The organism is Pedobacter panaciterrae (assembly GCF_013204795.1).
Taxonomy (GTDB): Bacteria; Bacteroidota; Bacteroidia; order Sphingobacteriales; family Sphingobacteriaceae; genus Pedobacter; species Pedobacter panaciterrae.
The window spans coordinates 1064040-1089186 of record NZ_JABMKW010000020.1 but is presented as its reverse complement, the minus strand read 5'-3'; the positions used below and the strand labels follow the sequence as shown (position 1 = coordinate 1089186).

Annotated in this window: 18 protein-coding genes; 10 read left to right on the top strand and 8 right to left on the bottom strand. The window is 38.5% G+C overall.

All coding sequences use genetic code 11. The annotated features are described in order from the left end of the window. The first annotated feature begins 53 nt into the window (after positions 1-53). Positions 54-1298, top strand: a complete 1245-nt coding sequence (locus HQN86_RS23540) for a serpin family protein (RefSeq protein WP_172663303.1) — start codon at positions 54-56, stop codon at positions 1296-1298. A 14-nt stretch (positions 1299-1312) separates the two neighbouring features. On the opposite strand, the gene HQN86_RS23535 is transcribed toward HQN86_RS23540, so the two are convergent. Continuing rightward, a complete protein-coding gene (locus HQN86_RS23535) occupies positions 1313-4552 on the bottom strand; it encodes an amidohydrolase family protein (protein ID WP_172663302.1) in 3240 nt (1079 codons plus the stop codon). Positions 4553-4625: 73 nt separating this feature from the next. Here HQN86_RS23535 and HQN86_RS23530 point away from each other — a divergent pair, with 73 nt between their 5' ends. From HQN86_RS23530 to rplT, 8 genes are all read left to right on the top strand, one after another. After that, positions 4626-6518, top strand: coding sequence for a RecQ family ATP-dependent DNA helicase (locus HQN86_RS23530; RefSeq protein WP_172663301.1), 1893 nt, complete (start codon positions 4626-4628; stop codon positions 6516-6518). 4 nt (positions 6519-6522) lie between these two features. After that, positions 6523-7233, top strand: coding sequence for a head GIN domain-containing protein (locus HQN86_RS23525; RefSeq protein ID WP_246269722.1), 711 nt, complete (start codon positions 6523-6525; stop codon positions 7231-7233). 44 nt (positions 7234-7277) lie between these two features. Beyond that, a complete protein-coding gene (locus tag HQN86_RS23520) occupies positions 7278-8579 on the top strand; it encodes an MFS transporter (protein WP_172663300.1) in 1302 nt (433 codons plus the stop codon). 111 nt (positions 8580-8690) lie between these two features. Beyond that, complete coding sequence (locus HQN86_RS23515; protein ID WP_172663299.1) at positions 8691-9428, top strand: (Fe-S)-binding protein; 738 nt, start codon at positions 8691-8693, stop codon at positions 9426-9428. 76 nt (positions 9429-9504) lie between these two features. Continuing rightward, entirely contained in the window at positions 9505-11430 is a 1926-nt protein-coding gene (gene thrS, locus HQN86_RS23510; protein ID WP_172663298.1) for a threonine--tRNA ligase, read from the top strand. Between the two features lie 13 nt (positions 11431-11443). Next, positions 11444-12013, top strand: a complete 570-nt coding sequence (gene infC, locus HQN86_RS23505; protein ID WP_008238148.1) for a translation initiation factor IF-3 — start codon at positions 11444-11446, stop codon at positions 12011-12013. A 27-nt stretch (positions 12014-12040) separates the two neighbouring features. Then, positions 12041-12241 carry a 50S ribosomal protein L35 gene (gene rpmI, locus HQN86_RS23500; protein WP_048905002.1) on the top strand — a complete coding sequence of 67 codons (201 nt, stop codon included), beginning with the start codon at positions 12041-12043 and terminating at the stop codon, positions 12239-12241. Positions 12242-12315: 74 nt separating this feature from the next. Next, positions 12316-12660 (top strand): 50S ribosomal protein L20, encoded by a 345-nt coding sequence (gene rplT, locus HQN86_RS23495; protein ID WP_048905003.1) that lies wholly within the window; start codon positions 12316-12318, stop codon positions 12658-12660. Between the two features lie 57 nt (positions 12661-12717). Here the strand turns inward: rplT and bioD are convergent, their stop codons facing one another. The 3 genes from bioD to HQN86_RS23480 are packed head-to-tail and all read right to left on the bottom strand — an operon-like array spanning position 12718 to position 15256. Next, complete coding sequence (bioD, locus tag HQN86_RS23490) at positions 12718-13329, bottom strand: dethiobiotin synthase (RefSeq protein WP_172663297.1); 612 nt, start codon at positions 13327-13329, stop codon at positions 12718-12720. Beyond that, a complete protein-coding gene (locus HQN86_RS23485; RefSeq protein ID WP_172663296.1) occupies positions 13322-14458 on the bottom strand; it encodes an aminotransferase class I/II-fold pyridoxal phosphate-dependent enzyme in 1137 nt (378 codons plus the stop codon). The genes bioD and HQN86_RS23485 overlap by 8 nt, the downstream gene beginning before the upstream one ends. A 21-nt stretch (positions 14459-14479) precedes the next feature. After that, a complete protein-coding gene (locus HQN86_RS23480) occupies positions 14480-15256 on the bottom strand; it encodes an XRE family transcriptional regulator (protein WP_172663295.1) in 777 nt (258 codons plus the stop codon). A 135-nt stretch (positions 15257-15391) separates the two neighbouring features. Between HQN86_RS23480 and HQN86_RS23475 the strand changes: the two genes are divergently transcribed. Further along, positions 15392-15742 (top strand): GIY-YIG nuclease family protein, encoded by a 351-nt coding sequence (locus tag HQN86_RS23475; RefSeq protein ID WP_172663294.1) that lies wholly within the window; start codon positions 15392-15394, stop codon positions 15740-15742. Between the two features lie 63 nt (positions 15743-15805). Here HQN86_RS23475 and HQN86_RS23470 read toward each other — a convergent pair whose 3' ends face one another. The 4 genes from HQN86_RS23470 to HQN86_RS23455 all read right to left on the bottom strand — a co-directional run bounded on the left by HQN86_RS23470 (position 15806) and on the right by HQN86_RS23455 (position 25051). Next, on the bottom strand, positions 15806-18925 hold the full coding sequence (locus HQN86_RS23470; protein ID WP_172663293.1) for a basic secretory protein-like protein: 3120 nt from the start codon (positions 18923-18925) through the stop codon (positions 15806-15808). Between the two features lie 40 nt (positions 18926-18965). Continuing rightward, entirely contained in the window at positions 18966-21428 is a 2463-nt protein-coding gene (locus HQN86_RS23465; protein ID WP_172663292.1) for a penicillin-binding protein 1A, read from the bottom strand. 314 nt (positions 21429-21742) lie between these two features. Beyond that, the gene (locus tag HQN86_RS23460; protein WP_172663291.1) at positions 21743-23392 is read right to left on the bottom strand and encodes an ArnT family glycosyltransferase; all 1650 of its coding nucleotides are present in this window, start codon (positions 23390-23392) and stop codon (positions 21743-21745) included. A 96-nt stretch (positions 23393-23488) separates the two neighbouring features. Continuing rightward, positions 23489-25051, bottom strand: coding sequence for a family 43 glycosylhydrolase (locus tag HQN86_RS23455; RefSeq protein ID WP_172663290.1), 1563 nt, complete (start codon positions 25049-25051; stop codon positions 23489-23491). Positions 25052-25147 lie beyond the last annotated feature (96 nt).

Here is a 25147-nt window from a genome sequence, read left to right as displayed (position 1 = left end):
TAGCGAATCACCAGATTTATACGTTTAACGAAGTAAACCAAACCATTAACCAGATGAAAAAGAACCACATCTTACTTTTAGCTATTGCCGCTTTAATGATCACCGCCACATCTTGTAAAAAGGATAGCAAACCAATAGACCAGGGAAAAGATCTGATTTTAACTGCGAGAGAGCAACAAAAGGTAGAAGCCGATAATGCTTTTACTTTTAAGCTGTTTAAGGAAACTTTGTTAAAACCATTAGCGGGTAAAAACCTCATGCTATCACCTTTAAGCGTAAGTATAGCTTTGGGCATGACCAGTAACGGCAGCAGTGGCTCAACGTTGGAGGCCATAAAAAATACAATGGAGTTTAAAGATTTTACTGAGGCCGAAATAAACAGTTATTACCACAAAATAACAACTGAATTGCCTCAGCTAGATCCTAAAGCTACATTAGAAATTGCCAATTCAATTTGGTATGAAAAAACCTTTACACCATTGCCTGGTTTTCTAAAGGTGAATGCCGATAACTATAATGCCGAAGTTGAAGGGTTAGATTTTAAAAGTCCGACTGCAAAAGACAAAATTAATAGCTGGGTAAATAACAGCACACAGGGAAAGATTCCAAGTATAATTGATGAGATCGGTAGTGATATGGTAATGTACCTGATTAATGCTGTTTACTTTAAAAGCGATTGGAAATATAAGTTCGATAAAAACAAAACTGCCAAAGCGGATTTTAATTTAGATGCTAACAATAAGATTCAAACAGATTTTATGGTTGCGCAAGCTTCTGTTAATTATTTAAGTTCACAGGAGGCGAATGTATACGAACTTCCTTATGGGAACGAGAAATATAGTATGGTAATTGTATTGCCTAATGGTAATACTACAATTAATGAATTTGCAGGCTCAATTACTTCTGCAAAATGGAAAGGATGGATGGCAGGCTTAAAGAAAACCGGTATGGAAATAAAAATGCCTAAGTTTAAATTTAGCTATGATATTACACTAAATGATCAATTAGAACATCTGGGTATGGAAGTGGCGTTTGGTAAAAATGGCTTTGCCGATTTTACAAGAATTAATCCGGACGGGCATTTGGAAATAGACGAGGTGAGACACAAAACTTTTATTGAAGTAAATGAAAGCGGAACTGAAGCCGCTGCTGTTACTTCTGTTGGAATTGAACTCACATCGGTGCAACAACCTTCCGCTGTTCTTATTAATCGTCCATTTGTATATGCAATCCGCGAAATGAAAACCGGACTAATTTTGTTTACCGGTATTCTAAATAACCCGTTACTGGATAAATAACGGGTTATTCGATTTTACTCGCAATTAGGGGTGGTAAAGGTCCAGGTTTCGGCATTTCCTGTTGGGAAACTGTAAACCATACCTTTGCCCATCTCAAACCACAGCTTGCCGCGTAATTTTTCGCGACCGCCAATTTCATTCATCGATAAGCTGTCGTAAATACGACCATTTACCATTACATATTTTATTTTTTCTGAGTTTCTGATGTCGTCCAATGGGTTGGCATCCATAATTACCAGATCCGCAAGTTTGCCGTTTTCCAATGAACCTATTTCTTTATCCATACCTAAATAAGAAGCACCGTTTAGCGTGGCCGATCTGATGGCTTGTAACGGTGTCATGCCACCTTGTACCAGCATCCATAGTTCCCAATGCGCTCCCAGACCCTGGATTTGTCCGTGGGCACCTAAGTTTACTTTTGTGCCGCCGTCAGCAATTTGTTTAACTGCTTTTGATACTTCAATGTGGCCGTAATCTCCGTATTCCGAAGTAGTTCTTCTTCTTGAACGTGAATCTATAATTGGGCGAGGTGTAAATGCCATTAACCTTTCATTTTCCCAAACATTGGTTCTGTCGTACCAATAGTTCTCGCCCCACTGACTGCCGTAACTTACAATAAGGGTAGGTGTGTAGGCCACTTTGGTATTATTCCAGAAAGAAACTACATCCTTATAAACCGGAGCAACCGGGATGCTGTGTTCAATACCGGTATGACCATCAGAAATCATGTTCATGTTGGTAAAGAATGTAGAACCACCTTCTGGAACTACTTCCATTTTTAATAGCCGTGCGGCTTCTAATATTTGCTGACGCTGGTCACGACGAGGCTGGTTGTATGATTTAACAGAGAAGGCGCCCACTGCTTTTAACCTTCTGAGGTGAGATAAAGCATCATCTAAACTGTTAATGACTACCTTGAAATCGCCATCTGCACCATACAATATAGAACCCGTTGAATATAATCTTGGCCCTACCATGCGGCCTGACCTGATCATCTCTGATTGACTAAACACCATTTCTGTATTGCTCGATGGATCGTGTGAGGTAGTTACACCGAAAGCAAGGTTAGCAAGGTATGACCAATCTTGTTGCGGACTAATGCCGTCCGGACTGGTGCGTAAATGTGCGTGTACATCAATAATACCCGGCATTATTGTTTTTCCCGTTACATCAATCACTTTAGCATTCTGCGGTATACTTACTTCGCTTGCTTTACCTACTGCTACAACTTTGTTATGATCTATTATAATGGTTCCTTCTTCAATAACTTCATCACCTTTCATGGTAATTATCCTGGCACCTTTTAAGGCAGTTATACCGTCTGGCACATCTGTTTTAAGACGCAGGCCAATAGAAACACCTATAGAATCTGGTGGCGGAATGGTTTGTGGAGCACCGTCTACAAAATTAAAGGTGTTTTTAATTTCACGACTAAAGTATTGCGGCCCTAATGTCCATAGTAATTTGCTGCCATCATTACTCCAATGCAAATAAGTTCCCGCATCTTTAGTAACTCTGGTTAGCGGAATAGATTTGTTTGTTGATGAAAGCTCTAAAGGCGATCCTGTGGTAACCATCGGGGTGATGTATACATTAAATAGCTCTGTAAATGCCATCCATTTGCCATCAGGGCTTGGGCAAAACTGGGTAACATAGGTAGAGGTGTAATGAGTACGCGGATTGCCGCCATTTAGATCTACACTTTTAAATGCCTTTTTGCCATCCTCATTTCCTTGAAAAAAGATGCGGGTATCGTCTTTGTTAAACTGTGGCTTTATGCCGTTTTCGGAGATCAGTGTTTTTGCTGTTCCATCTGCCGACATGGTAAATATACCTGTGCCGCGGCCATAAGCATATCCTAAAACATCGTTTCCAACGCCTTTACGGTAAACAATTTTATCGCCTTTGGTAGAGTAGGAAGGGGAGTAATAGAGGCCTTTTTCATCAGTAAGTGGTATGGTTTTGCCAGATTTAAGGTCAGCTCTTTTAATGGAGCCTTTAAACTCATCGCTCCAGGTAGTGTAAATTACAAATTTTCCATCCGGACTAATGTCTGGCTCAAATTCAAAATCAATACCATTGGTAACCCTTTCAGGAGTACCATTTGGCAGTTCTTTTTTATATAAAAATCCTGCTGCATTAAATACAACAAACTTACCATCGGGTGAGGTAGTTAGCTGTCTGATCATTTTTGAGGTGAACTCAGCGCTGAATACTTGTTTTGGGAAATGCAGAGATTCCTGTATGGTCTGCGTGCTTGTTACTTTAAAAGGGATATCGGAAATAACCAATGAACTGAGCTCTATCTTTTTGATTTTTCCTTTAGCATAAAAAATGATGTTTTTAGAATCAGGAGTCCACGCAAAATTGGGGTAAACACCAAATATGGCCCACGTTTCCTGTTGGTCATGGGTAAGGTCTTCTGTTAGTGTCCATTCTTCGCCGGAATTGATGTTCTGTACAACAAGTACAGATTTTAATCTGATCCGTTTAACATAAGCCATCATTTTGCCATCGGGCGAGATCTGAGGACGAGCTGAACCCCCTGGTTGCTCTATCAGATCTGTTAATTTGCCGGTAATCATGTCTAGCTGACGGATCGCATATATTACACCATTAGGGTCTTTGCTATATTCAAAGTTAGGACCTGGCGATACATCTTCGCTAAAGTATAGGTATCTGCCATCAGGCGATACGTTAGGCTCACCCGCATCTTGCTGATCGTTTTTTCTTTTGGTTAATTGTACACCTTCGCCACCATATATACTGTACATCCACATTTCTCCGGCGCCTAAAGAACGGCTGCCAGTAAAATGCTTCCGGGCAATCAGATAATCGCTGTTTGGCATCCATGTGGCATTGTTTAACAGTCTGAATGTTTCTTTGGTAACTTGCCTTTTATTAGACCCGTCGCGGTTCATGATCCAGATGTTGTCGGCTCCGGTTTTATCGCTGGTATAGGATATATACTTCCCATTGGGGCTAAAGCGCGGCTGAACATCCCAGGCAACGCCCCCGCTTAACAACGCAGCTGTGCCACCTGTAACGGGCATAGTGTAAATATCCCCTAAAAGATCAAAAACGATATCTTTACCATCGGCGCTTACATCCAAATTCATCCATGTACCCTCGTCTGTGCTGATATTAAACGTTTTAGTGGGTCCATGAAATTTTTCGACATCCCATTTTTTTTCCTGGGCATAGCTGAAATGAAGTATAGGTAGGAAACATAATAGTAGTAATGATGTTTTCATAAGCGACGGGTGTTAATTAGCCCGCAATTTAGTAATATCAGTTCATTTTTATAGTTTTGGGCTTAACCTTTTTATGAGTGAAGTAGAGATATTAAAACGATACTGGGGATTTGATAGTTTCAGGCCATCACAGGATGAAATTATTGCATCGGTTTTAAACGGAAATGACACCTTAGCATTATTGCCAACAGGAGGAGGTAAATCGCTTTGCTTTCAGGTACCTGCAATGGTTATGGAGGGAATATGTATTGTTATTTCGCCCCTGGTAGCCTTAATGAAAGATCAGGTTGAGGGGTTAAAAGATAATGGGATCAATGCAGTGGCCATTTATGCAGGCATGGGTAAAAGAGAGATCGATATCCTTTTAGATAATTGCATTTATGGCAATATTAAATTTCTTTACCTGTCTCCGGAGCGGTTGCTTTCTGAATTGGTTAGAGAGCGGATCTCTTACATGAATGTAAATCTTATAGCGGTTGATGAAGCGCATTGCGTTTCTCAATGGGGCTACGATTTCAGACCACCATATCTATTGGTTAGTGCCATCAGAGAGATCCATCCAAAGGTGCCGGTTTTGGCTTTAACAGCTACCGCCACTCAGTTTGTGCGAAATGACATTGTAGAGAAATTACAGTTTAAAAATGCAAAGATTTTTGTGCAGAGTTTTGCTCGGAAAAACCTGAGTTATGTGGTTTTAAACGATGAAGACAAGCACAGAAAACTGATAGATATTGTTAAGAATGTAAAGGGCAGCGGATTGGTGTATGTGCGGAACCGGAGGGAAACTTCGGAAATAGCATTGTTTTTAAAGCGAAATGGCGTTGCTGCTGATTTTTACCATGCGGGAGTTGAAAAGGAAGAACGCTTTAAAAGGCAGGAAAACTGGAAGCGGAACATCATTCGCGTAATGGTGGCCACCAATGCTTTTGGAATGGGAATAGATAAACCTGATGTTCGTTTTGTAGTTCACCTGGATTTACCAGAAAGTTTAGAAGCATATTATCAGGAAGCCGGCAGGGCAGGAAGGGATGGTAAAAGATCATACGGTGTTCTATTGTCCAATAAATCAGATCAGATGGCCCTGCAGGCTAAATATGCCAATAGTTTTCCTACGTTAGACGAGATTAAAAAGATATATCACTATCTGGGCAATTACTTTCAGCTGGCATTTGGTGCTGGTGAGGGCTTAAGTTTTAACTTCGATATTGCTGATTTCTGTAAACGGTTTAATGTGGGCGTGGTAAAAACAATTGCCGCTCTTAAGTTTTTGGAACGTGATGGGTATATCACCTTGTCGGAAAATATTTTTTTACAATCGAGGGTGTTGTTTACAGTTGGCAACGAAGATGTTTATCGCTTTCAGATAGAAAATGCAGGCTATGATCCACTTATTAAGGCTATTCTAAGATCATATGGCGGTGCCTTTGATCAATATGTGAAGATTCAGGAGGCTGATATTGCCAAGAAAGTAAGGATATCATTTAATGATGTAGTCAGGCTGCTGAACAATTTACAGGATCAGGGTATTTTGTCGTATTTGCCTCAAACAGACCAACCTCAGTTGCAATATATACGCGCCAGAGTTGATCTGCTTCATATAGACATTGATGTAAAGTATATCGAACTACGAAAGAAAATTCAGACAGATCAGATAAATGCAGTATTGGCTTATGCCGGAAAAGCAGAATGTAGAAGCATTCAGTTGTTGACTTATTTTGATGAACCCGATTCTGAAAAATGCGGGGTTTGCGACATCTGCCTTGCAGAGAAAAAAGCTGAAGATCTGGATCAGTTATCTGATAAGATAGATTTTGAGATTGTTACTTTGTTACAGAGTCAGGCCCACACACTGGACGACCTTGTAAATGCCATAAAAGTTGGTGCTGAAAATGAGATACTAGACAGGATAAGAGAATTGCTTGATGCCGGGAAAATTAAAACGGACGGGAAAAATTATTACCTTTAATATTATGAGAAAGATTATCGCTATTGTTTGTGCTATTCCTGTTCTTTTAGCAGGATGTTCCTCTGATTGTATTCAGGATTCGGGTAAACACATTGTTAAGGATGCTGTTGTAAAGAATTTTGATCAGATAAAAATTACCGGAGCTATTAAACTTGTGATCAAACAAGATAGTTCTTATGCTATAAAAATTGATGCAGATTCTAGTATTGTTAACATGGTAAGAACAGATGTGAGCAGTGGAGAACTGAGGGTGAAACTGGACGATGGAATATATTGTGGTACAGACTCTGTAGTCGTTTATGCAGGTATTGGTGAATTAAAGAAGCTAAATACAGTAGGAGCTGTTAAGGTTGTTGGCGATGGCCGTATTTATGCAACAGATGTTGATTTGAAACTCGAAGGTACATCTGATGTTTCTCTGGACCTGAGTGCGTCTAAATTAACCACCAGGATTGATGGGATTGGTAAACTTGCACTGACCGGGCAAACCGGTGTACACAATTTAACAGCTAAGGGAACATCAACTGTTAATGCATTTGATTTTGTAGCAGGTATTTACGATATAAATATCGATGGAACCGGAAAGGCCAACATAAATGTGCTGAATGATCTGAAAATTAAAACGGCAGGTTCAAGTGAGGTGTATTATAAAGGGAATCCGAAAAACGTTGATGAGAAAAAATCAGGAGCTACTAAATTGGAGAAAGTAAATTAATACTGAATACGGTTTTTTAGCTACTTTAGTGCCTCATTTAATACATGGAACAAAAAAACGATAAAAAAGTCATCCGCTCGTGGGCGTTCTTTGACTGGGCTAATTCAGCATATAATCTAGTTATTACTTCTACCATTTTTCCGGCTTATTATACCATAATAACTACCACTCAGGAACATGGTGATAAGGTTTCCTTTTTTGGAAGAACTTTTACCAATACGGCCTTGTCTAACTATGCCTTATCTGTGGCCTATCTGATAATGGCTTTGCTGTTACCTATTCTTTCGTCAATTGCAGATTACAGGGGCAACAAAAAGATTTTCATGAAAATCTTTACCTACATAGGCGGTGTTGCCTGCATGGGGTTGTACTTTTTTAAGCTCGATACGCTGGAGCTGGGCATCATCTGTTTTGCTATAGCTGCCATGGGATACATAGGAGGGGTGTTGTTTAATAACTCATACCTGCCGGAAATAGCTACTGTAGATCAGCAGGATGCGGTAAGTGCAAAAGGTTTTGCTTATGGTTATGTAGGTAGTGTTTTGCTTCAAATCATTTGCTTTGTTTTTGTACTGAAACCAGAACTGTTTGGTATTACAGATTTATCGTTTCCGCCAAGGCTATCGTTCTTGCTGGTGGGTATATGGTGGATTGCTTTTGCACAGATTCCGTTTAAAAAGCTTCCTGCAGGTAGTCCAAATTATTCGTCGATTAATAAGAGCGTAGTAAGAAGTGGTTTCCAGGAATTGTCTAAAGTTTGGAACCAGTTACGCCATATGAAAGTGCTTAAAATGTTTTTATTGGCATTTTTCTTTTATTCAATGGGTGTACAAACCATTATGCTCGCCGCTGCGGGTTTTGGAGAAAAGACTCTAAAACTGGGAACTTCTAAACTTATTGTAACCATTTTAATTATACAGTTGGTGGCCATATTGGGTGCCATGATGATGTCTTATTTTGCAAAGAAAATTGGAAATGTTCGTGTATTGATCTATGTGGTACTCATTTGGATTGCTACTTGTGTTTGTGCATATTACATCACCAATGAATACCAATTTTATGGATTGGCTGCTATTGTTGGTTTAATTATGGGAGGTATTCAATCCTTGTCAAGATCAACGTATTCGAAATATTTGCCGGCCAATACTCCTGATACAGCCTCATTCTTTAGCTTTTATGATGTAACCGAAAAGATGGCCATTGTAATTGGTTTGTTTAGTTTTGCTTACATTGAGGAAGTAACGGGGAATATGCGGAACTCCATAATAGCTTTGGCATCATTTTTTATAATTGGTTTGGTGTTTTTGGTGGTATTAAAAAGCGTTGAAAAGAGATCTGTTTTATAAATGCTTGACATAAATGCTTGACGATTGCTTTAAAATAAATGCGTGGTAATGCTCGTTTTAACTTAAATAAAATGGTCACTTTTGACTTAAATAGTAGAGAATATAATATTAATGAAAGTAGAATTATTTGTACCCTGTTTCGTAGACCAGTTATATCCGGAAACGGCATTTAATACCATAAAGTTATTGGAGAAGGCTGGTTGTGAGGTGTTCTATAATTCTAATCAGACCTGCTGCGGCCAGCCTGCCTATAATGCCGGTTATTGGGAGCAGGCAAAGGAAACAGGCACTAAGTTCCTTAGTGATTTTTCGGAAACAGATTATATAGTAGCTCCATCCGCATCATGTGTAGGTATGGTTAAAAGTGGTTATAGTGATCTTTTTACCAACACTACCGTGCATAACAAATGTAGGAATATCCAATCCAATATCTTTGAGCTTTCAGATTTTCTGGTAAACGTTCTTAAAAGAGACTATTTTGGGGCAGAGCTGGATGGAAAGGCTGTTTATCATGATTCATGTAGCGGACTACGCGAATGCAAAATCAAAGAAGAACCAAGGCTACTTTTGTCTAAAGTACACGGATTGGAAATGGTAGAGATGAAGGATACTGATATGTGCTGTGGCTTTGGTGGTACATTCGCAGTTAAGTTTGATGCCATTTCATCGGCAATGGCTGAGCAGAAGGTGAATAATGCTTTGGAGCAAGGTGCTGAGTATGTGATTTCTACAGATTTATCATGCCTGATGCATTTACAGGGTTACATCGATAAAAATAATATCCCACTTAAAACGATGCACTTAGCCGATGTATTGGCAAATGGATGGTTAGAAAGTACGGAATATTAGTTAACTTTGTAATTCAGAATCACATTGTAGGTGATTTATAACACAAATTTTATTAATTTTTAAATCATAGTTGTAGATGATTAACATTACACTGCCTGATGGCTCTAGCCGTCAGTACGAAAAGGGCACAACTGCCCATCAAATTGCATTATCAATTTCTGAGGGTTTAGCCCGGAATGTTTTGGCTGCCGAAGTTAACGGCGAAGTTTGGGATTCATCCAGACCAATAGAGTCTGATGCTTCTTTAAAACTTTTAACCTGGAACGATACTGCAGGTAAAGCTACTTTCTGGCATTCATCGGCCCACATTATGGCCGAGGCATTGGAAGCATTATACCCTGGTACAAAATTTGGTATCGGTCCAGCTATTGAAACCGGATTTTACTATGATGTAGATTTTGGCGACAGAGAGTTTTCTTCTGATGACTTTAAAGCTATCGAAGCAAAAATCATTGAACTGGCAAAACAGAAAGAGGTTTTTGTTAGAGAATCAGTTTCAAAAGCTGATGCTGTTAAGTATTTTACTGAAAAGGGAGACGAATATAAGTTAGATCTTATTGATGGCCTTGAAGATGGTAAAATCACTTTTTATACTCAGGGACAATTTACCGATTTATGTCGTGGCCCACATATTCCTAATACAGGGTTTATTAAAGCTGTTAAGTTGATGAATGTTGCCGGCGCTTACTGGCGTGGTGACGAAACTAAAAAACAGCTTACACGTATTTATGGTGTTACTTTCCCTAAAGCAAGTGAACTTACTGAATATCTTCATATGATTGAAGAAGCTAAGAAAAGAGATCACAGAAAGTTAGGTAAGGAGCTTGAACTATTTGCTTTTTCTGAAAAAGTAGGCATGGGATTGCCATTGTGGTTACCTAAAGGTGCAGCATTGCGCGAGCGTTTGGTGCAGTTTTTAACAAAAGCACAAGGTAAGGCAGGGTATGAGCAGGTTGTAACTCCACATATTGGCCATAAGAATTTATACATTACTTCGGGTCACTATGAGAAATACGGTAAAGATGCATTTCAGCCAATAAAGACACCGCAGGAAGGAGAGGAGTTTTTCCTTAAACCGATGAACTGCCCGCACCATTGCGAGATTTATAAAGTGAAACCACGTTCGTATAAAGATCTTCCTTTGCGTTTTGCTGAGTTTGGAACTGTATATCGCTATGAGCAAAGTGGAGAACTGCATGGTTTAACAAGGGTTCGTGGATTTACTCAGGATGATGCACATTTATTTTGTCGCCCGGACCAGGTGAAAGAGGAATTTAAAAAGGTAATTGATCTTGTACTATACGTATTTAAATCATTGGGTTTCAATGATTATATCGCTCAGGTTTCTTTAAGAGATCCTGAAAACAGAGCAAAATACATTGGTAGTGATGAGAACTGGCATCTGGCAGAAACTGCAATTATTGAGGCTGCTGCAGAAAAAGGTTTACCAACAGTTGTGGAATACGGCGAAGCAGCATTTTATGGCCCGAAATTAGATTTCATGGTTAAGGATGCATTGGGTAGAAAATGGCAGCTTGGAACTATTCAGGTTGATTATAATTTACCTGAGCGCTTTGAGTTGGAATATACTGGCAGCGATAATCAAAAACACAGACCAGTAATGATCCATAGGGCTCCATTTGGTTCTCTTGAGCGTTTTATCGCAGTTTTGATTGAACATTGTGCTGGTAATTTCCCATTATGGCTTTCTCCTGAACAATTTATTATTCTTCCTATCTCAGAAAAGTATGAAGAATATGCAAAAAAAGTTTCAGATGAACTAAATAATTCCGATATTCGCGGGCTGATTGACTTTCGTGATGAGAAGATTGGAAGGAAAATCAGAGACGCAGAGGTTAAAAAAATACCTTATATGTTGATTATTGGTGAGAAGGAAATGGCTGAAGGAAAGGTTTCTGTAAGGAAACATGGCGAAGGCGATTTAGGTGAAATGACCCTGCAAGAGTTTAGTGAATTATTAATTAAAGAAATAACAGTTTAAATAAGATACAAATTTGGCATTAGGCAGACCAGGATTTAATAGGGGACCACGTCCTCCTTTTAAGAAAAAAGAAGCAGAACATAATATTAATCAGTTTATCAGGGCACAAGAGGTAAGATTAGCTGGAGATAATGTTGAACCGGGGATCTATCCTTTGGCAAAAGCTTTGGCCCTTGCCGATGAGTTAGAATTGGATTTAGTGGAGATTTCTCCGAATGCAGTTCCTCCAGTATGTAGAATAATCGATTACAGCAAGTTTGTTTACGAGCAAAAGAAAAAGCAGAAAGAGATTAAAGCTAACGCTAAACAAACCGTTATTAAGGAGATTAGATTCGGACCTAACACTAACGATCATGATTTTCAATTTAAACTAAAGCATGCTGTTAGTTTCCTTGAAAATGGTGAGAAAGTTAGAGCTTATGTTCACTTTAAAGGTAGAGCAATCGTTTATAAAGAACAGGGAGAGATTCTTCTTCTTAAATTTGCTCAGGCTCTTGAAGACATAGGTAAGGTAGAATTGCTACCTAAATTAGAGGGTAAGCGTATGTTTTTAACACTTGCTCCAAAAGTTGCTAAGAAATAAATAAATTACATATAATAAAAACAGGTTATGCCAAAAATGAAAACCAATTCCAGTGCTAAAAAGCGTTTTTCGCTTACTGGAACAGGTAAAATCGCAAGAAAGAACGCATACAAAAGCCACATCTTAACAAAGATGTCGACTAAACGTAAGCGTAACTTAGGTCAAACATCAATGGTGTCTGATGCTGATATGGGCAACGTTAAACGTATGCTTGCAATCGGTAAATAATTAAATTTTTAACCAGGTAACCGGTAGTAAGTTTGCTGTAATACGCAACACCGTTTATCAAAAACAACAAAAACATGCCACGTTCGGTAAACGCAGTAGCTTCGAGAAGAAGAAGGAAAAAAGTCCTAAATTTAGCCAAAGGCTATTGGGGATCAAGAAGCAAGGTTTTCACCATTGCTAAAAATACGGTAGAAAAAGGTTTGCAATATGCATACCGTGACCGTAAAGTTAAGAAAAGAGAATTTCGTGGATTGTGGATTCAACGTATCAACGCTGGAGCACGTCAACACGGTATATCTTACTCTCAATTAATTGGTAAATTAGCCACTAAAAATATCGGTTTAAACCGTAAAGTTTTAGCTGACTTAGCTATGAACCATCCAGAAGCTTTTAAAGCTGTAATTGATGCAGTAAAATAGATATAACTTAAGTTATAAAAAAGGGAGCTAATAGCTCCCTTTTTTATGTCGTATATTTTATAAGTTAATGTGCTGACCGGCAGTGATGATATGTTCTTTGTCGATTCTACTCATAAAAGGAACTTTTCCAATTACCTTAACCGCGCTATAGTTCTGGATGTAATCTTCTGTCTCTGCATTTGCAGGGCCGTTGAATATTAGCCCCTCTACAGAGATCTTGTTTGCTTTAAGGACTTCTAGTGTAAGTAAGGTATGGTTAATGCTGCCAAGGTAGTTCTGAGAAACTACAATAACCTTTGCATCAAGTGATTTGATCAGGTCGCATATAAGTTCCTTATCGTTCAATGGTACCATTAAACCTCCCGCGCCTTCAATAATCAGACTGTTATCCGTTATCGGTTTTTTTATAGAATCAGTGGTAATGTGAACACCATCTATTTTGGCCGACAAGTGGGGAGAAAGTGGCTGGCCGAGTCTGTATCGTTCAGGGTGTATAACTGTTTTGGTATTGCTTATCAGGTTTCCAACAAATAAGCTATCGCTTATTTCCAGATCTCCTGACTGAATGGGCTTCCAATAATCTGCCTGTAGTTTTTCTGTTAATATTGAGCTTACAATTGTTTTACCAATACCAGTTCCTATTCCGGTAATAAAATATGTATTATTCATGTTCTTTTAATAATATGAGTTGGTCTACAAGCATCTTAATCTCTTCATCGGTATTAAACAGATGTAAGCATATCCTTAGCCGCTCTTTACCTTCTGCAACGGTAGGGCTTAAGATAGCACGAACATCTATACCTTTATTTTGTAATGTTTCGGCAGCAAATTTAGCTTTTTGGTTGCTGTTGTATATAATAGTTTGTATTGTACTTGGGCTTGGTTGAATATCCTGAATGCCCGAGTTGCTAATTAAGCGTGAATACAAAGCTATTTTCTCTGCAATTAATGGGCGGTAATCTGTATCAGTCAGCATTTGGTAAGCACTTCTTATAGCTGCAATAGCATGAATAGGAGCTGCTGTAGAGTAGATGAAGGAACGTGCAAAATTGATGAGGTAGTTGCGTAATGCACGGCTTCCTAATACAATTGCCCCATGGCAGCCCAATGCTTTGCCAAAAGTAACGATGCGTGCAAATACTTTATTTTCCAGGCCTGCCTGCTGTACTAACCCCCGTCCATAATTCCCAAAAATACCCAAAGCATGCGCTTCATCAACAATCAGGTTTGCCTCATATCTTTCACACAGGCTATTTATTTCAGTAAGTGGCGCAACGTCACCATCCATAGAATAAACACTTTCTACAACCACATAAACATTTCCTTTTGCAACTTTTAGTTTGGCTTCAAGGTCGTTAAGATTGTTATGTTTAAAGGAATATCGGTTGGCATGAGTTAGTCGGGCACCATCTATAAGGCTGGCATGAATCAATTCATCAGATATAATGGTATCGCCGCGCTGTGCTAAGCTTGAAATAAGACCTACGTTGGCATCGTATCCAGAATTAAAGACAAGACCATTTTCTGCGTTATGGAAGTCAGCAATAAAAGCTTCAGTCTCTTCAGTAAAAGCATGATTGCCACTTAGCAAACGAGAACCTGCAGCGCCATTACCATAATGTGGCATATGCAATAAAGTCTCATTGATTGCATTTTTTAATTGAGGCGATCTTGCAAAGCCCAGATAATCATTAGAGCAAAAATCAACAGGGAAAATCTTTGCAGATAATTTCCTTAATGAGCCTTTTTCTGTTCTGTTGAGTAGCCTTTCGTTTATGAATTGCTCAGCTTTATTCATTTAGTGCTGTTCTGGGGCGTATTAGTTTTTGTTTAGCTGTGATATAGATTTTTGCATTTGAGACATCATATTTGTTAGCGTTTCAATAGTAGGTTCAGGTGTAGGGTCGGGCAGGGTAGATGAAATATAAGCTTTTGCTTTCCATATTTCAAGAATATCTTCCGCTGCTATGGTATAAGGATCATATACTTTATTGTCTGAGATTAACTTCAGTTCTTTGTTTTCTTTAAAGCGGTTGCCGGCTCTTTTATAAACCACACCTTCATTCTTGCTCACAATAACATAGGTTTCGCCAGTTTTTACATCATTCCAGTTATCCATATATTCCCCTAATATTACGCTTCCCGATTGGATAGGTAACATAGAATCGCCAACGATTTCGAAAGCTCTGAACGTTCCTTGTTTTAGGAAGGGCAATGGCAATTGAAATTTGGGAAGGTCTTTAATATACTGTGGATCTGCGAAGCCATTTAAATATCCGGCGCTAGCTTTAACAGGAACCATCTCGATGTTCTCATTGTCGTCTTTGTCGACAGATATACTTAGTATCCTAAGGTTCGAACCCTGGCTTTTTGGTTTGGGTTTCCAGCTGTCGTTTATATTTTCATTGATAAATTCATCTATAGTCAGTTCAAAATATTCTGCTATTTTCTTTAGTAAATCATATTTTGGTTCCGCTCTGTCCTCTTCGTAAGCACCAATCAATGATCTTTTAATTTCCATTGCATCAGCGAATTGCTGCTGTGTGTGGCCTTTTTTCTTTCTTAAGTACTTAAGGTTGGATGAAATATTTGACATAAAATAAAAATTTAAAATTTATTTGTTTTTACTAAAATAGTTAGTATTATTGTGCCAATAAAGTTAGTATTATTTATTTGCATATCCAAAAGGAGTACTAATTAATTTAGTTAATAATAATTTAAGCTTAAGGCCATGAAAAAGTTCGTATACATTGTAACAGACAGAAACCGTACTAGTTTACACGTTGGAATGAGTTCTGATTTAATTAAGACGCTGGATTTCTACAAGCAAATGCCTTGCTTGTTTTTTGATAGCAGTCAACAACTTACCAGATTGGTGTATTTTGAAGAATTTAAAACAGAAGCACAGGCTTTAAGCAGATTTAAAATAATGAGCAGATTCACCAGGATGCAAAAGGAGCGGGTTGTGAGGTCATGTAATCCTGATTGGGTAGATTTAACGATAGGGTTGGATTTTGAGCATATCATTTCCAGCAAGAAGCTGATCAATCAGGTTAACCTGCCATTTACTATGTACTCTTAAAACAAAAAAGGCTCGAATAGATATTCTATTCGAGCCTTTTTATACGATCATTAAATAACAGTCTTACCAACCAGGAGCAAATGTTAAACCAAAAACACCGGCTTTAACATCTTTACGTTGGAACGGGAAAGCATAATAAGGTTCCAATACAAAGTAACCAAATACATTCACCCTAACGGAAACACCGGCACTTAGTGCTGGTACTCTTTCAGCAGGTTTGCCGTTTGGCAATAACACACCATTAGGCTGGCTTTTGAAAGATACTTTTGAATCTTCATCCCATGCTAATCCTGCATCAAAGAACAGGTTTAAATCAGTAAATAAAAACTTAGAAGGTATTTGAGCTAACTTTTTAGGGCCTGTAAATGGTAGGCGGACTTCAAAGTTCACTACTGCTATCTTACTTCCAGATAGCTGATTGATATCGAAGTTCCCTCCTAAATCATTACTCTTATACATAGAGTTCGCTTCGTAACCTCTTATTAAATACGGATATCCTGCATACAATGGGTATAGGTTTTCGCCATCTCTTCCAATCCTGATGTAGTTATAAGTTCTGGCTGCAAAGGTGAAAGGTTTAACACGCACATATTTCCTTAAATCAACCGTGATGGCCGAGAAACTGTAATCGCCAAAATATTGCTCGGCTCCAACTCTATATCTAAATCCATCAAGAGGAGAGGTTACCCCCATAATAGAGTTATCGCCAACAAATGATGCATTAGCCTGGAAAATAGTAAATGAATTAAATGGTATACCTAATTCCTGCGAAGCCTGATCTGTTGGTATTTTTTTCTTTTCAGAACCAAGATAGTATGAGCCTGTTTCATCATAATAATTACTTATACGATCTATGCGGTAACTATAACGAGAAAATGCGCCGCCAAGTTCAAACCTATGTACCTTATTAAATGGATATGCACCAAATAACTGCATCTGATCTTCAAATGTCCGTATCAGATTTGTTCTGTCATTTATAACATTTAGCTTACTGCCATCACTCTGATCAATTTGTTCTGCCGCAATGTCTCTAAAACCAGTAATGTATGGGATGTGCGACAATGCAAAACCCCAGTTAATTCTGCTTTGCTGGTTAATATAACCTACAAGGCCACCAAAATCATAGATTTCGCCGTTTACAGACAAGTTGGCTATGATCTGATTTTTACCTAAAATATCGCTGAACATCCCTACAATACCACCCTGAACTCCAGTTCCAAATCTACTGGTTGAAACCCCAACGCCGCTATTGGCCAGATAATCAAGTTTGAACTTTGGTTTGTATGGAACCAGTTTCATGGAATCAGTAAGGGTTTTTTCAAACTTTTCAAAGTTTCCAAGATTAGAATTTACAATGTCAACCCCGGTGTTTTCCATTGGAGGTAATATCGCAGCGTCGAAATTCACTTCATTTACATCAACCGGTCTTGATTTGAAATTGCTGACAGGAGAGTTGTACAAAGTATATCTCTGGTAGCGATAGTAGCTATAAATAATGTCGTCGTTTCTCGAAACTGAAATAGCTGGCGAGAATTCGGTAACACCACTAATACCGGTAAAGTAGTCGGTAAGTTGTTTTGCGGTATTATCGCCAAGATTATATTCATATAAATTCCTGAAACCATCTCTGTTAGATAAGAAGAATAACCTTTTGCTATCGCCAGAGAACTGCGCATTTAAGTTGTTTGCACCAGGGAATACAGGTACATCTGTTAACGACTTACTTTCAATATCATATATTGAAAGGTTGATCGGGTGTACAGCATTGCTGCTGTTTTTCATCATTGAAGCTCTATCTGAGGAAAAAACGAGCTTTTTTCCATCAGGAGAATAACTAGGTGCATAATCAGAATAAGCATCATTGGTAATCGGAGTTACCGTTTTCGTTTTGATATTGTAAGTGAAAATATCGCTCTGTCCCTCAACCATTCCAGAGAATGCAATATCATCTCCATTTGGTGCCCAGGTAAGGTTTCCAAACTGCTCAACATTACCCATATCCGTTCTTAAAGCAACGCTTCCATTGTCAACATTGATCACCATCAATTGGTTTTTACCTTTACTAAAAATACTAAAGGCAAACTGCTTACTATCCGGCGACCAAGCACCTGCAGATTCCAGAAAGTTAAAATCATCAATATGCGAATTGGCTACCTGACTACTTAGCTTTCGCATTATCTTTCCCGTCTTGGCATCCGCTAAAAAGAGATCTATGCCAAATAAGTCTTTTTCTGAAAGGAAGCAGAGGTATTTTCCGTCAGGACTGATTGCAGGAGCCACGTTCATATTTCCCGCATTCTTGTTGTCGATAATTTTTGTACCGCTGATCTTGATCTGAGAACTATCAGACTTTAACATTGGACGGTAATGCGATTCTATCGCATTTTTCCACAGTCCTGATAACGTATTGTCATCATATCCGAAGGTATATTTTAATCCATTCTCATATCCAAATCTTGCTGTGGCTTTAAACAAAGGAACAATAGTCGTATCGCCATAAACAGAACCTACAAAAGTCCAGAATGCTTGTCCGTAACGATACGGAAAGTACTTATTAGAATTGGTAAGGTCTTTTAATGAAGGAATATCTCTGTTTAATAACGCATCCCTCATCCACATTGAGGTAAAAGCATCGGTTTTACCAACAGAAAGATATTCTGCCATACCCTCAATCATCCATAAAGGAATCTGGCTGATGTTTTCCAGACCAATAGAATCTTTCTCAAGCAGGATATGGTATTGAAAAGCGTGAACCAACTCGTGACCTAAAACGTGTCTGGTTTGGTTATTCAGCTCCATTACAGGCATAATTACCCTGTTCTTAAGCGCCTCAGTAACACCGCCTGTACCCACTCCAATTTCACCCTGTAAAGCAGTAGTCTGCTGGAAATCAGGGTGGTTGTTGTAAAGGATTATCGGATTCTTTTTAAGGAATGTATCTCTGAAGATCTCCTGATGCATTTTATACCATGTTTCCGCATCCTGTGCGAATTTCTGGATCATCTTTTCATTTTTAAGATAATAATAAAGCTCAAAATGTGGAGTTTGAAGCACCTTAAACTTCTCATTTTTATACCGCACCTTGTTCTGTCCAAAGTATTGAGCCTGAACGGAAACAGCCGATATCATTAGGAAGACCAGCAGTGGAATTAGCCTTCTCAAAAATGTAGAGTTCATGATCATAGTATGACTATTATTGGTTATAATTTATAAATATTAAAAACTACTGTTGTTCGTTTTTCTTTCTCTCTTTTTCTTTTTCCTTTTCTTCCTGGCGCTGTTTTCTCTTTAACTGACGCTCTTCTTTTTTAGTTAGGGGAGCTTCTGTGGCCGGTTGTGGTTTAGCAGGTTCGGGTGTTTTATTTTCTTCGGGCTTAGGAACTACAACATCCTGTTGAACAGGTTGTGTTTCTTCAGTTGCAGGAACATCAAAATTCGTAGAATCTACAGCCATGCTGTCGGTACTTGTTGTGTCAACAGTATATCGAGGTGTAGGGCAATCAATATCCCTGGTAATTTTAACTTTCGATTTAGGGAAAGGTCCCATTGTATATCCGGTACTTTGATCCTTATAAACCTTTTCCATAAATTTTGCGAAAATAGGCAGGGCAGTTCTTGAACCTTCACCGGTTTCCCCGTTTTTAAAGTGGGCCGTACGCTCGTCGCAGCCAACCCAAACACCCGTGACCAGATCCTTAGTAACCCCCATATACCAGGCATCAACATAATCAGATGATGTTCCTGTTTTGCCACCAATCTGGTTGTTGTTTTTCCATAAATCCCATTCCCAAAGCGCCTGCGAAGTTCCACCAGGTTCTTCCATACCACCTCTAAGCATATACAACATTAACCAGGCTATTTCTTCGGTAAGTGTTCTTTTTGTTTTCGGCTTAAATTCTTCAATCACATTGTCATCCAGGTCAGTAACCTTTTCAACAAGGATAGGCTCTGTTTTGATACCACCATTTAAAAAGGTCCCATAGGCTTTAACCATTTCATATACAGTTACATCATTTGGCCCAAGGCTCACAGAAGGTACAGATGCCAGGTGACTGTCAATACCACATTCATGTGCCCATTTTACCACGTTTTCCGCTCCTACTTTTTCAGTAACCTGAGCAGTAATGGTGTTTACTGATTTAGCCATGGCCCAGCGCAGCGACATTTCGCGATAGCTATTGCTCCAGTCTGCATTTCTTGGCTCCCAATATTCTGTCTTTCCATTTTCCTGGTAAGAGATACGGACAGGTTTGTCCGTAAACTTATCACACGGACTCATTCCTGATTCCAAAGCTGCTAAATAAGCAAATGGTTTAAAGGTAGAACCCGCTTGTCTTTTAGATTGATTTACATGGTCATATTTAAAGAACTTATGATCAATACCACCAACCCAAACTTTAATCTTCCCATTAAATGGATCCATGGTCATCATTCCGGTATTCATTATTTTACCATAATACCTGATGGAATCCATGGTCGAAAAGAGTGTATCTCTATCGCCTTTCCACGTGAAGATTTTCATTTTCTTTTTCTTGTTGAAATAAGCTTCTACAGAATCAGGAGAATTGCTGAATTTCTTTTGAAGAAGCGCATAAATGGGTAAGTTTTTCTTCGCACGTTCAGGATAATCTACTTTTTTCTTTTCCGAATCTTCCCATGGATCTTCCGTGCCCCAAACGTTATAAAATCTTTTCTGAATAACTTTCATCTGCTCTGAAACAGCTTCCTCTGCATATTTTTGCAGTTTAGAATCTATTGTGGTATAAATTTTCAGACCATCCTCATAAAGGTCATAACCATTATCTTCACACCATTTTTCCAGATACTTATCCACTGCAGCCCTTAGGTAAGAATCGCCGTCACTGCCTTCATCAATACGTCCTTCTTTAAGCTTTATTGGTTTGTTTTTGAAACTATCCAGCTGGGCAGCATTGATGTAATTGTATTTATTCATTTGAGCCAAAGCCACGTTGCGTCTTTCTAATGCTCTATCAGGGTTTTTTATAGGGTTGTATAAGCTGGTACCTTTTAACATACCTACCAATAAGGCCGATTCCGGTATATCCAGTTCGTTTGTCTGCTTATCGAAGTATATTCTTGCAGCTGTTTTTATTCCATAAGCATTGTTCCCAAAAGAAACAGTATTCAGGTACATGGTTATGATGTCGTTTTTGGAATAATTAGATTCCAGTTTAACAGCCGTGAGCCATTCTTTAAGCTTAGGTATAAGCGTCCGCAATAGCGGGATATGACTTAAAAGTCCTTGCGATTTATTGTAACGTGTGCGATAAAGATTTTTTGCCAACTGCTGAGTAATTGTACTTGCACCTCTTTTATCGCCGGTAGCGGTAGATATTCCACTTGATAACAAGGAGCGAAAATCGATGCCCATGTGGCTGTAAAAGCGTACGTCTTCAGTTGCTACAAGTGCATTAATTACACTTGGTGCTATTTCATTAAAATTTACCGGAGTACGGTTTTCTTTGTAATAGCGGCCAATTAATTTGCCGTCGGCTGTGTATAATTCTGAGCCTACACGAAGGGTAGGGGCTTTTATATCTTTAGAGGAAGGAGAATAACCAAATAACCATAAAAAGTTAAGTTGCAACGCACAAAAGAAGATAATGATACAAAAAAGAACTATGCTCGAATAACGGATGTACTTATTGCGAATTTCTTTAAACATGTGATAAAGATGAAAAAAAACGTAAAACTGTTAGTGTTAAATAGTGTTAAAACTTGCAATGCAAATAAACACAATTAATTAATAAACTGGTTGATTTGATATTTCAAGTTGCTTTATTCTATTTAGCGTATAATTGAGAGTGCAAAAAGATTTATAAAACAATTGTTAATCAGGAAAATAAGAACACAAATACCAGTTCTCAGCATCTGGAATTACTATGAATTTAGGCTTTATGCATCAAAAAACATAAACAAAGATAATAAATTGGGAGCCCAATTATTCATGAAATCATGATGATGATCACATCTGTGTTGTTATTTAATTTTCACCAGATAAAAATGTTCCAGAACCGAGGGGCGGCTTTTTGCCAGTATAAACTTTGCTTTCAGTTTGGTGATGTGGTAATAATCAAATTGCTTCAGTATTTCTAAATTGTATTTGCTTTTGAGATAGGGCAGCTCAGATTCGTGGGTATAGATCACCGTTTCTTTTTGATCCTTTGTCTCTTCAAGATCAGCATCGTCGTATAGATATTTAACTTCTTTATTTGCATAGAAATCAAAAGAGAAAGCATGGTCATATCTGAAAACAGCCGGGATGGCTTTTATGTCGTTTGCCTGCAGCCATTTGCCCGCTTCCATGCCCGACTGGTATTTTAAAATAGAAGGGTAAAAGAACAGGTAAAGAAAGCTCATTATCCCAATTGATAAAACTGCACCTCTGCTTACAATGGTTTTAATGGATGCCCCTTTAAACAGTAAAAAAGTACTAACTGCGGCGATTAGTAAAATTGCAAGTGCCGCCCCATAAAACTGAAATTTGAAACAAACTGCAATTGTGCCAAGCAGTAAAACTACAATCAGGAAGATCACATTTTGTATAATAAGGAATGTTTTGATCCTCTTTTCACTGATCCTCATTAAATATAAGGCAGTAATAATTGAAAACTGAGGGAATATGACCAGTATATAATGTGGAAGCTGAAATTTAGAAAATGAAAACAACAAAAAGGTAATAAATGCCGAACTCCAGATGATAATCGTTTCGGGTGGAAGAACAATTCTTAAAGATTTTTTAAATAAGTTGATTACCGCCACATAAAACAGTACAGACCAGGGTAAAAACGCCCATAAAGTAGTGTGCAGGAAAAAGGATAGATCACCTTTTCCTTTAATTGGGCCGGTATTAAAGAAACGTCCAAACTGACTATCCCAGAAAAAGAACCTAAGCCCTGATACCCCTTGCTGTCCAAATACTGTTTTTTCAGGATGCAGGTCAAATTGCACATACAGGGAATATAGTTCGGGAGTTATAAAAATTAAAATAAGTGTAATGGCGATCCACCATTTCGGTTTTAACAATTCCTTTAATTGTCTGGTTATAGCCCAGTAAATAATAAAACCACAAAATATCGGAACCAGAACAAATATCCCTTTAACCATTACTGCGCAGGCTGCAAAAAAAGACCCTGCAACAATATGTAAAAAAGATTTTTGACGTGCCCTGTCGTAATGGTAAATGGCCGCTGTAACAAAAGCCGCAAGATAAGCTTCTGCTCTTACATCAGAATTGGAGATCAATACGTGCAAACTTGTCAGAAATATAATAGCACTGATCAGGGCAGTTTTTCTGTTAAAATGATCTGCAGTAAAACGATATAGATAAAACGTTCCCATCAGATTGATTAAAAATGAAGGGAGTTTGTAAGCAAAAGCAGATATCCCAAAAAGCTTAAAACTTGCAGCAGCGAGCCAGAAAGGAAGATGCGGCTTATCCAGCCAGTCTTTGCCATGTACATAAAGGTTAAGCCAGTCGTTTCTCAGGATCATATTTTTAGAGATGCTGGCATATAAGGCTCCATCCGGTTCCATCACTTCATTAAATAACGAAAAAAAGCTAATAGCAATCAGCACCGAGATCAGCACTTCATAACACCTGTCTTCAGATAATTTTAAGGATATCATACTTAGCTAAAGTATCCTTAAGCTATAAGCTGATGATTAACTTATTAATACCTAATAGTTAACGATTAATAGCCAGCTTGTTCTATGATTATGATTTTATTTCCGTTTTATGGTGGTAAAAAACTTTATTTTACGATTCTTTTCAATTGTATAATGGATACCGCCATCCGAGCTGTAAGAAGCACCAGCATTTTGTTCAGTAGCTTCATCATGATACATGAACCCATAAGCTCCTTTTTTTGAAGCAGATTTTAACACCAAAACATAGCGGTTGCCTGCCACAACAGGAATATCTGGACGAACGATAACATTTGAGGGCGACCAGCTCACCGAATCTTTAGCGATGTTAATGGTTTTTAGCGGTTTCCCAACAGGAAGTAAAGATGCATCTGCCTGATACATCATTATAATCAGATCGGCATCAGGATCATTGTTCTGGAATGTAGTAATCGAAACGATATTCAGAATTCCTGTGCGGCTTGCCCTAAAGCCCTGTCCACGTTGAATCTCATTACTAATGTCGCAAAAGCCTTTGAAGTTTTTAATCCCCGTATCATTATCCACGTCCTTAATCACCTGCTGTTTTCCCTTGCTGCCTGTTGCAAGCGAAAGCGTAACCTCATTCTTACAGACCATCGGAAGTATAGATCCATCCTCGGCAAAGTTTAAAGGTGCCCAGTAAAAATTAGCAAGAGATTCATTTTTTGCAGCATTATTCCATAGGTCACTTCCGTAGAGGTAGATCATGCCCGAAGTTAATTTTATCGGCGAAACAAATGATGGTTGGCCTCCGCAAGAATTATTACTGATCTGAATTCCTTCAGACCATGGGCCTAACGGTGTTTTGGCCGTTCGGTAAGAGGTACCGGTTCCAGCGCAATAGCCACAGTTAGGGTCTGAATAAGTAAGGTAATAAATCCCCTTTCTTTCAAATAAAGAAGGAGCTTCTGTTTGCCCCGGTGTAATCGCTTTGGTAACTGTTCCACTGCCACTCAGGTAATCATCATTCAATTTTTCAATCACTATTGTCCCTTTTGATCTCCAATCGGTATAGGCGAGGTAGCCGGTCCCGTCTTTATCTACAAAAGTATCATGATCACCATTGTTCAATCCAGCGGCAGGAGCATCTGCGTTCACCGCCAATTTTGGTTCTGCAACTTCAGTAAACGGACCTGCAGGATTTTTACTGGTAAATACCCGAAATCCTGAAACATTGTCGTAAACATTAATCCATAGTACATATAAAGAAGTCTTTTTGTTAAAAATTACATGCGGGCGAAAACAGCCATAAGTGCTTCCATTACACCTCGACTGCCACAGCGGAATCTTTGCATCAAATAAAAAACCTTTGTCTGTCCAATGCACCATGTCTGTCGAAGTATAGGTTTTAAATCCACAAAAAGGTGCTTCTTTTTTACCCCATTGAAAACCGCACCCATAACTTGTGCCATACAGGTAATAAACACCTTCAAAAAATGCAATCTCTCCATCATGAGCATCAATGGCTTCTCCAACCGTACTAAACCTTGTAACCTGTTCAAAAGCATCATTGAAATTCCGAAAAGTAGCCTTTGTTTGCCCATGAGCGCTTACTGACAACAAGACGATTGTAAACAGGATTAGCACAGCTAAATTGGATTTTTTGAAGAAGTACTGCATATTACACATGAAACACGATTGTTTAACTATTATCTATAGGAATAAACCAAATTTAAAGATTAAACACTTAAGCAAACTGTCCAATTTGATTAAAGA

Coding starts and splice junctions, on each gene's coding strand:
- HQN86_RS23455 (WP_172663290.1), bottom strand. CDS start 25,051: ATGCAGTACTTCTTCAAAAAATCCAATTTAGCTGTGCTAATCCTGTTT.
- HQN86_RS23465 (WP_172663292.1), bottom strand. CDS start 21,428: ATGTTTAAAGAAATTCGCAATAAGTACATCCGTTATTCGAGCATAGTT.
- rplT (WP_048905003.1), top strand. CDS start 12,316: ATGCCACGTTCGGTAAACGCAGTAGCTTCGAGAAGAAGAAGGAAAAAA.
- bioD (WP_172663297.1), bottom strand. CDS start 13,329: ATGAATAATACATATTTTATTACCGGAATAGGAACTGGTATTGGTAAA.
- HQN86_RS23520 (WP_172663300.1), top strand. CDS start 7,278: ATGGAACAAAAAAACGATAAAAAAGTCATCCGCTCGTGGGCGTTCTTT.
- HQN86_RS23480 (WP_172663295.1), bottom strand. CDS start 15,256: ATGTCAAATATTTCATCCAACCTTAAGTACTTAAGAAAGAAAAAAGGC.
- HQN86_RS23525 (WP_246269722.1), top strand. CDS start 6,523: ATGAGAAAGATTATCGCTATTGTTTGTGCTATTCCTGTTCTTTTAGCA.
- HQN86_RS23530 (WP_172663301.1), top strand. CDS start 4,626: ATGAGTGAAGTAGAGATATTAAAACGATACTGGGGATTTGATAGTTTC.
- HQN86_RS23470 (WP_172663293.1), bottom strand. CDS start 18,925: ATGATCATGAACTCTACATTTTTGAGAAGGCTAATTCCACTGCTGGTC.
- thrS (WP_172663298.1), top strand. CDS start 9,505: ATGATTAACATTACACTGCCTGATGGCTCTAGCCGTCAGTACGAAAAG.
- HQN86_RS23485 (WP_172663296.1), bottom strand. CDS start 14,458: ATGAATAAAGCTGAGCAATTCATAAACGAAAGGCTACTCAACAGAACA.
- HQN86_RS23515 (WP_172663299.1), top strand. CDS start 8,691: ATGAAAGTAGAATTATTTGTACCCTGTTTCGTAGACCAGTTATATCCG.
- HQN86_RS23475 (WP_172663294.1), top strand. CDS start 15,392: ATGAAAAAGTTCGTATACATTGTAACAGACAGAAACCGTACTAGTTTA.
- HQN86_RS23460 (WP_172663291.1), bottom strand. CDS start 23,392: ATGATATCCTTAAAATTATCTGAAGACAGGTGTTATGAAGTGCTGATC.
- HQN86_RS23540 (WP_172663303.1), top strand. CDS start 54: ATGAAAAAGAACCACATCTTACTTTTAGCTATTGCCGCTTTAATGATC.
- rpmI (WP_048905002.1), top strand. CDS start 12,041: ATGCCAAAAATGAAAACCAATTCCAGTGCTAAAAAGCGTTTTTCGCTT.
- HQN86_RS23535 (WP_172663302.1), bottom strand. CDS start 4,552: ATGAAAACATCATTACTACTATTATGTTTCCTACCTATACTTCATTTC.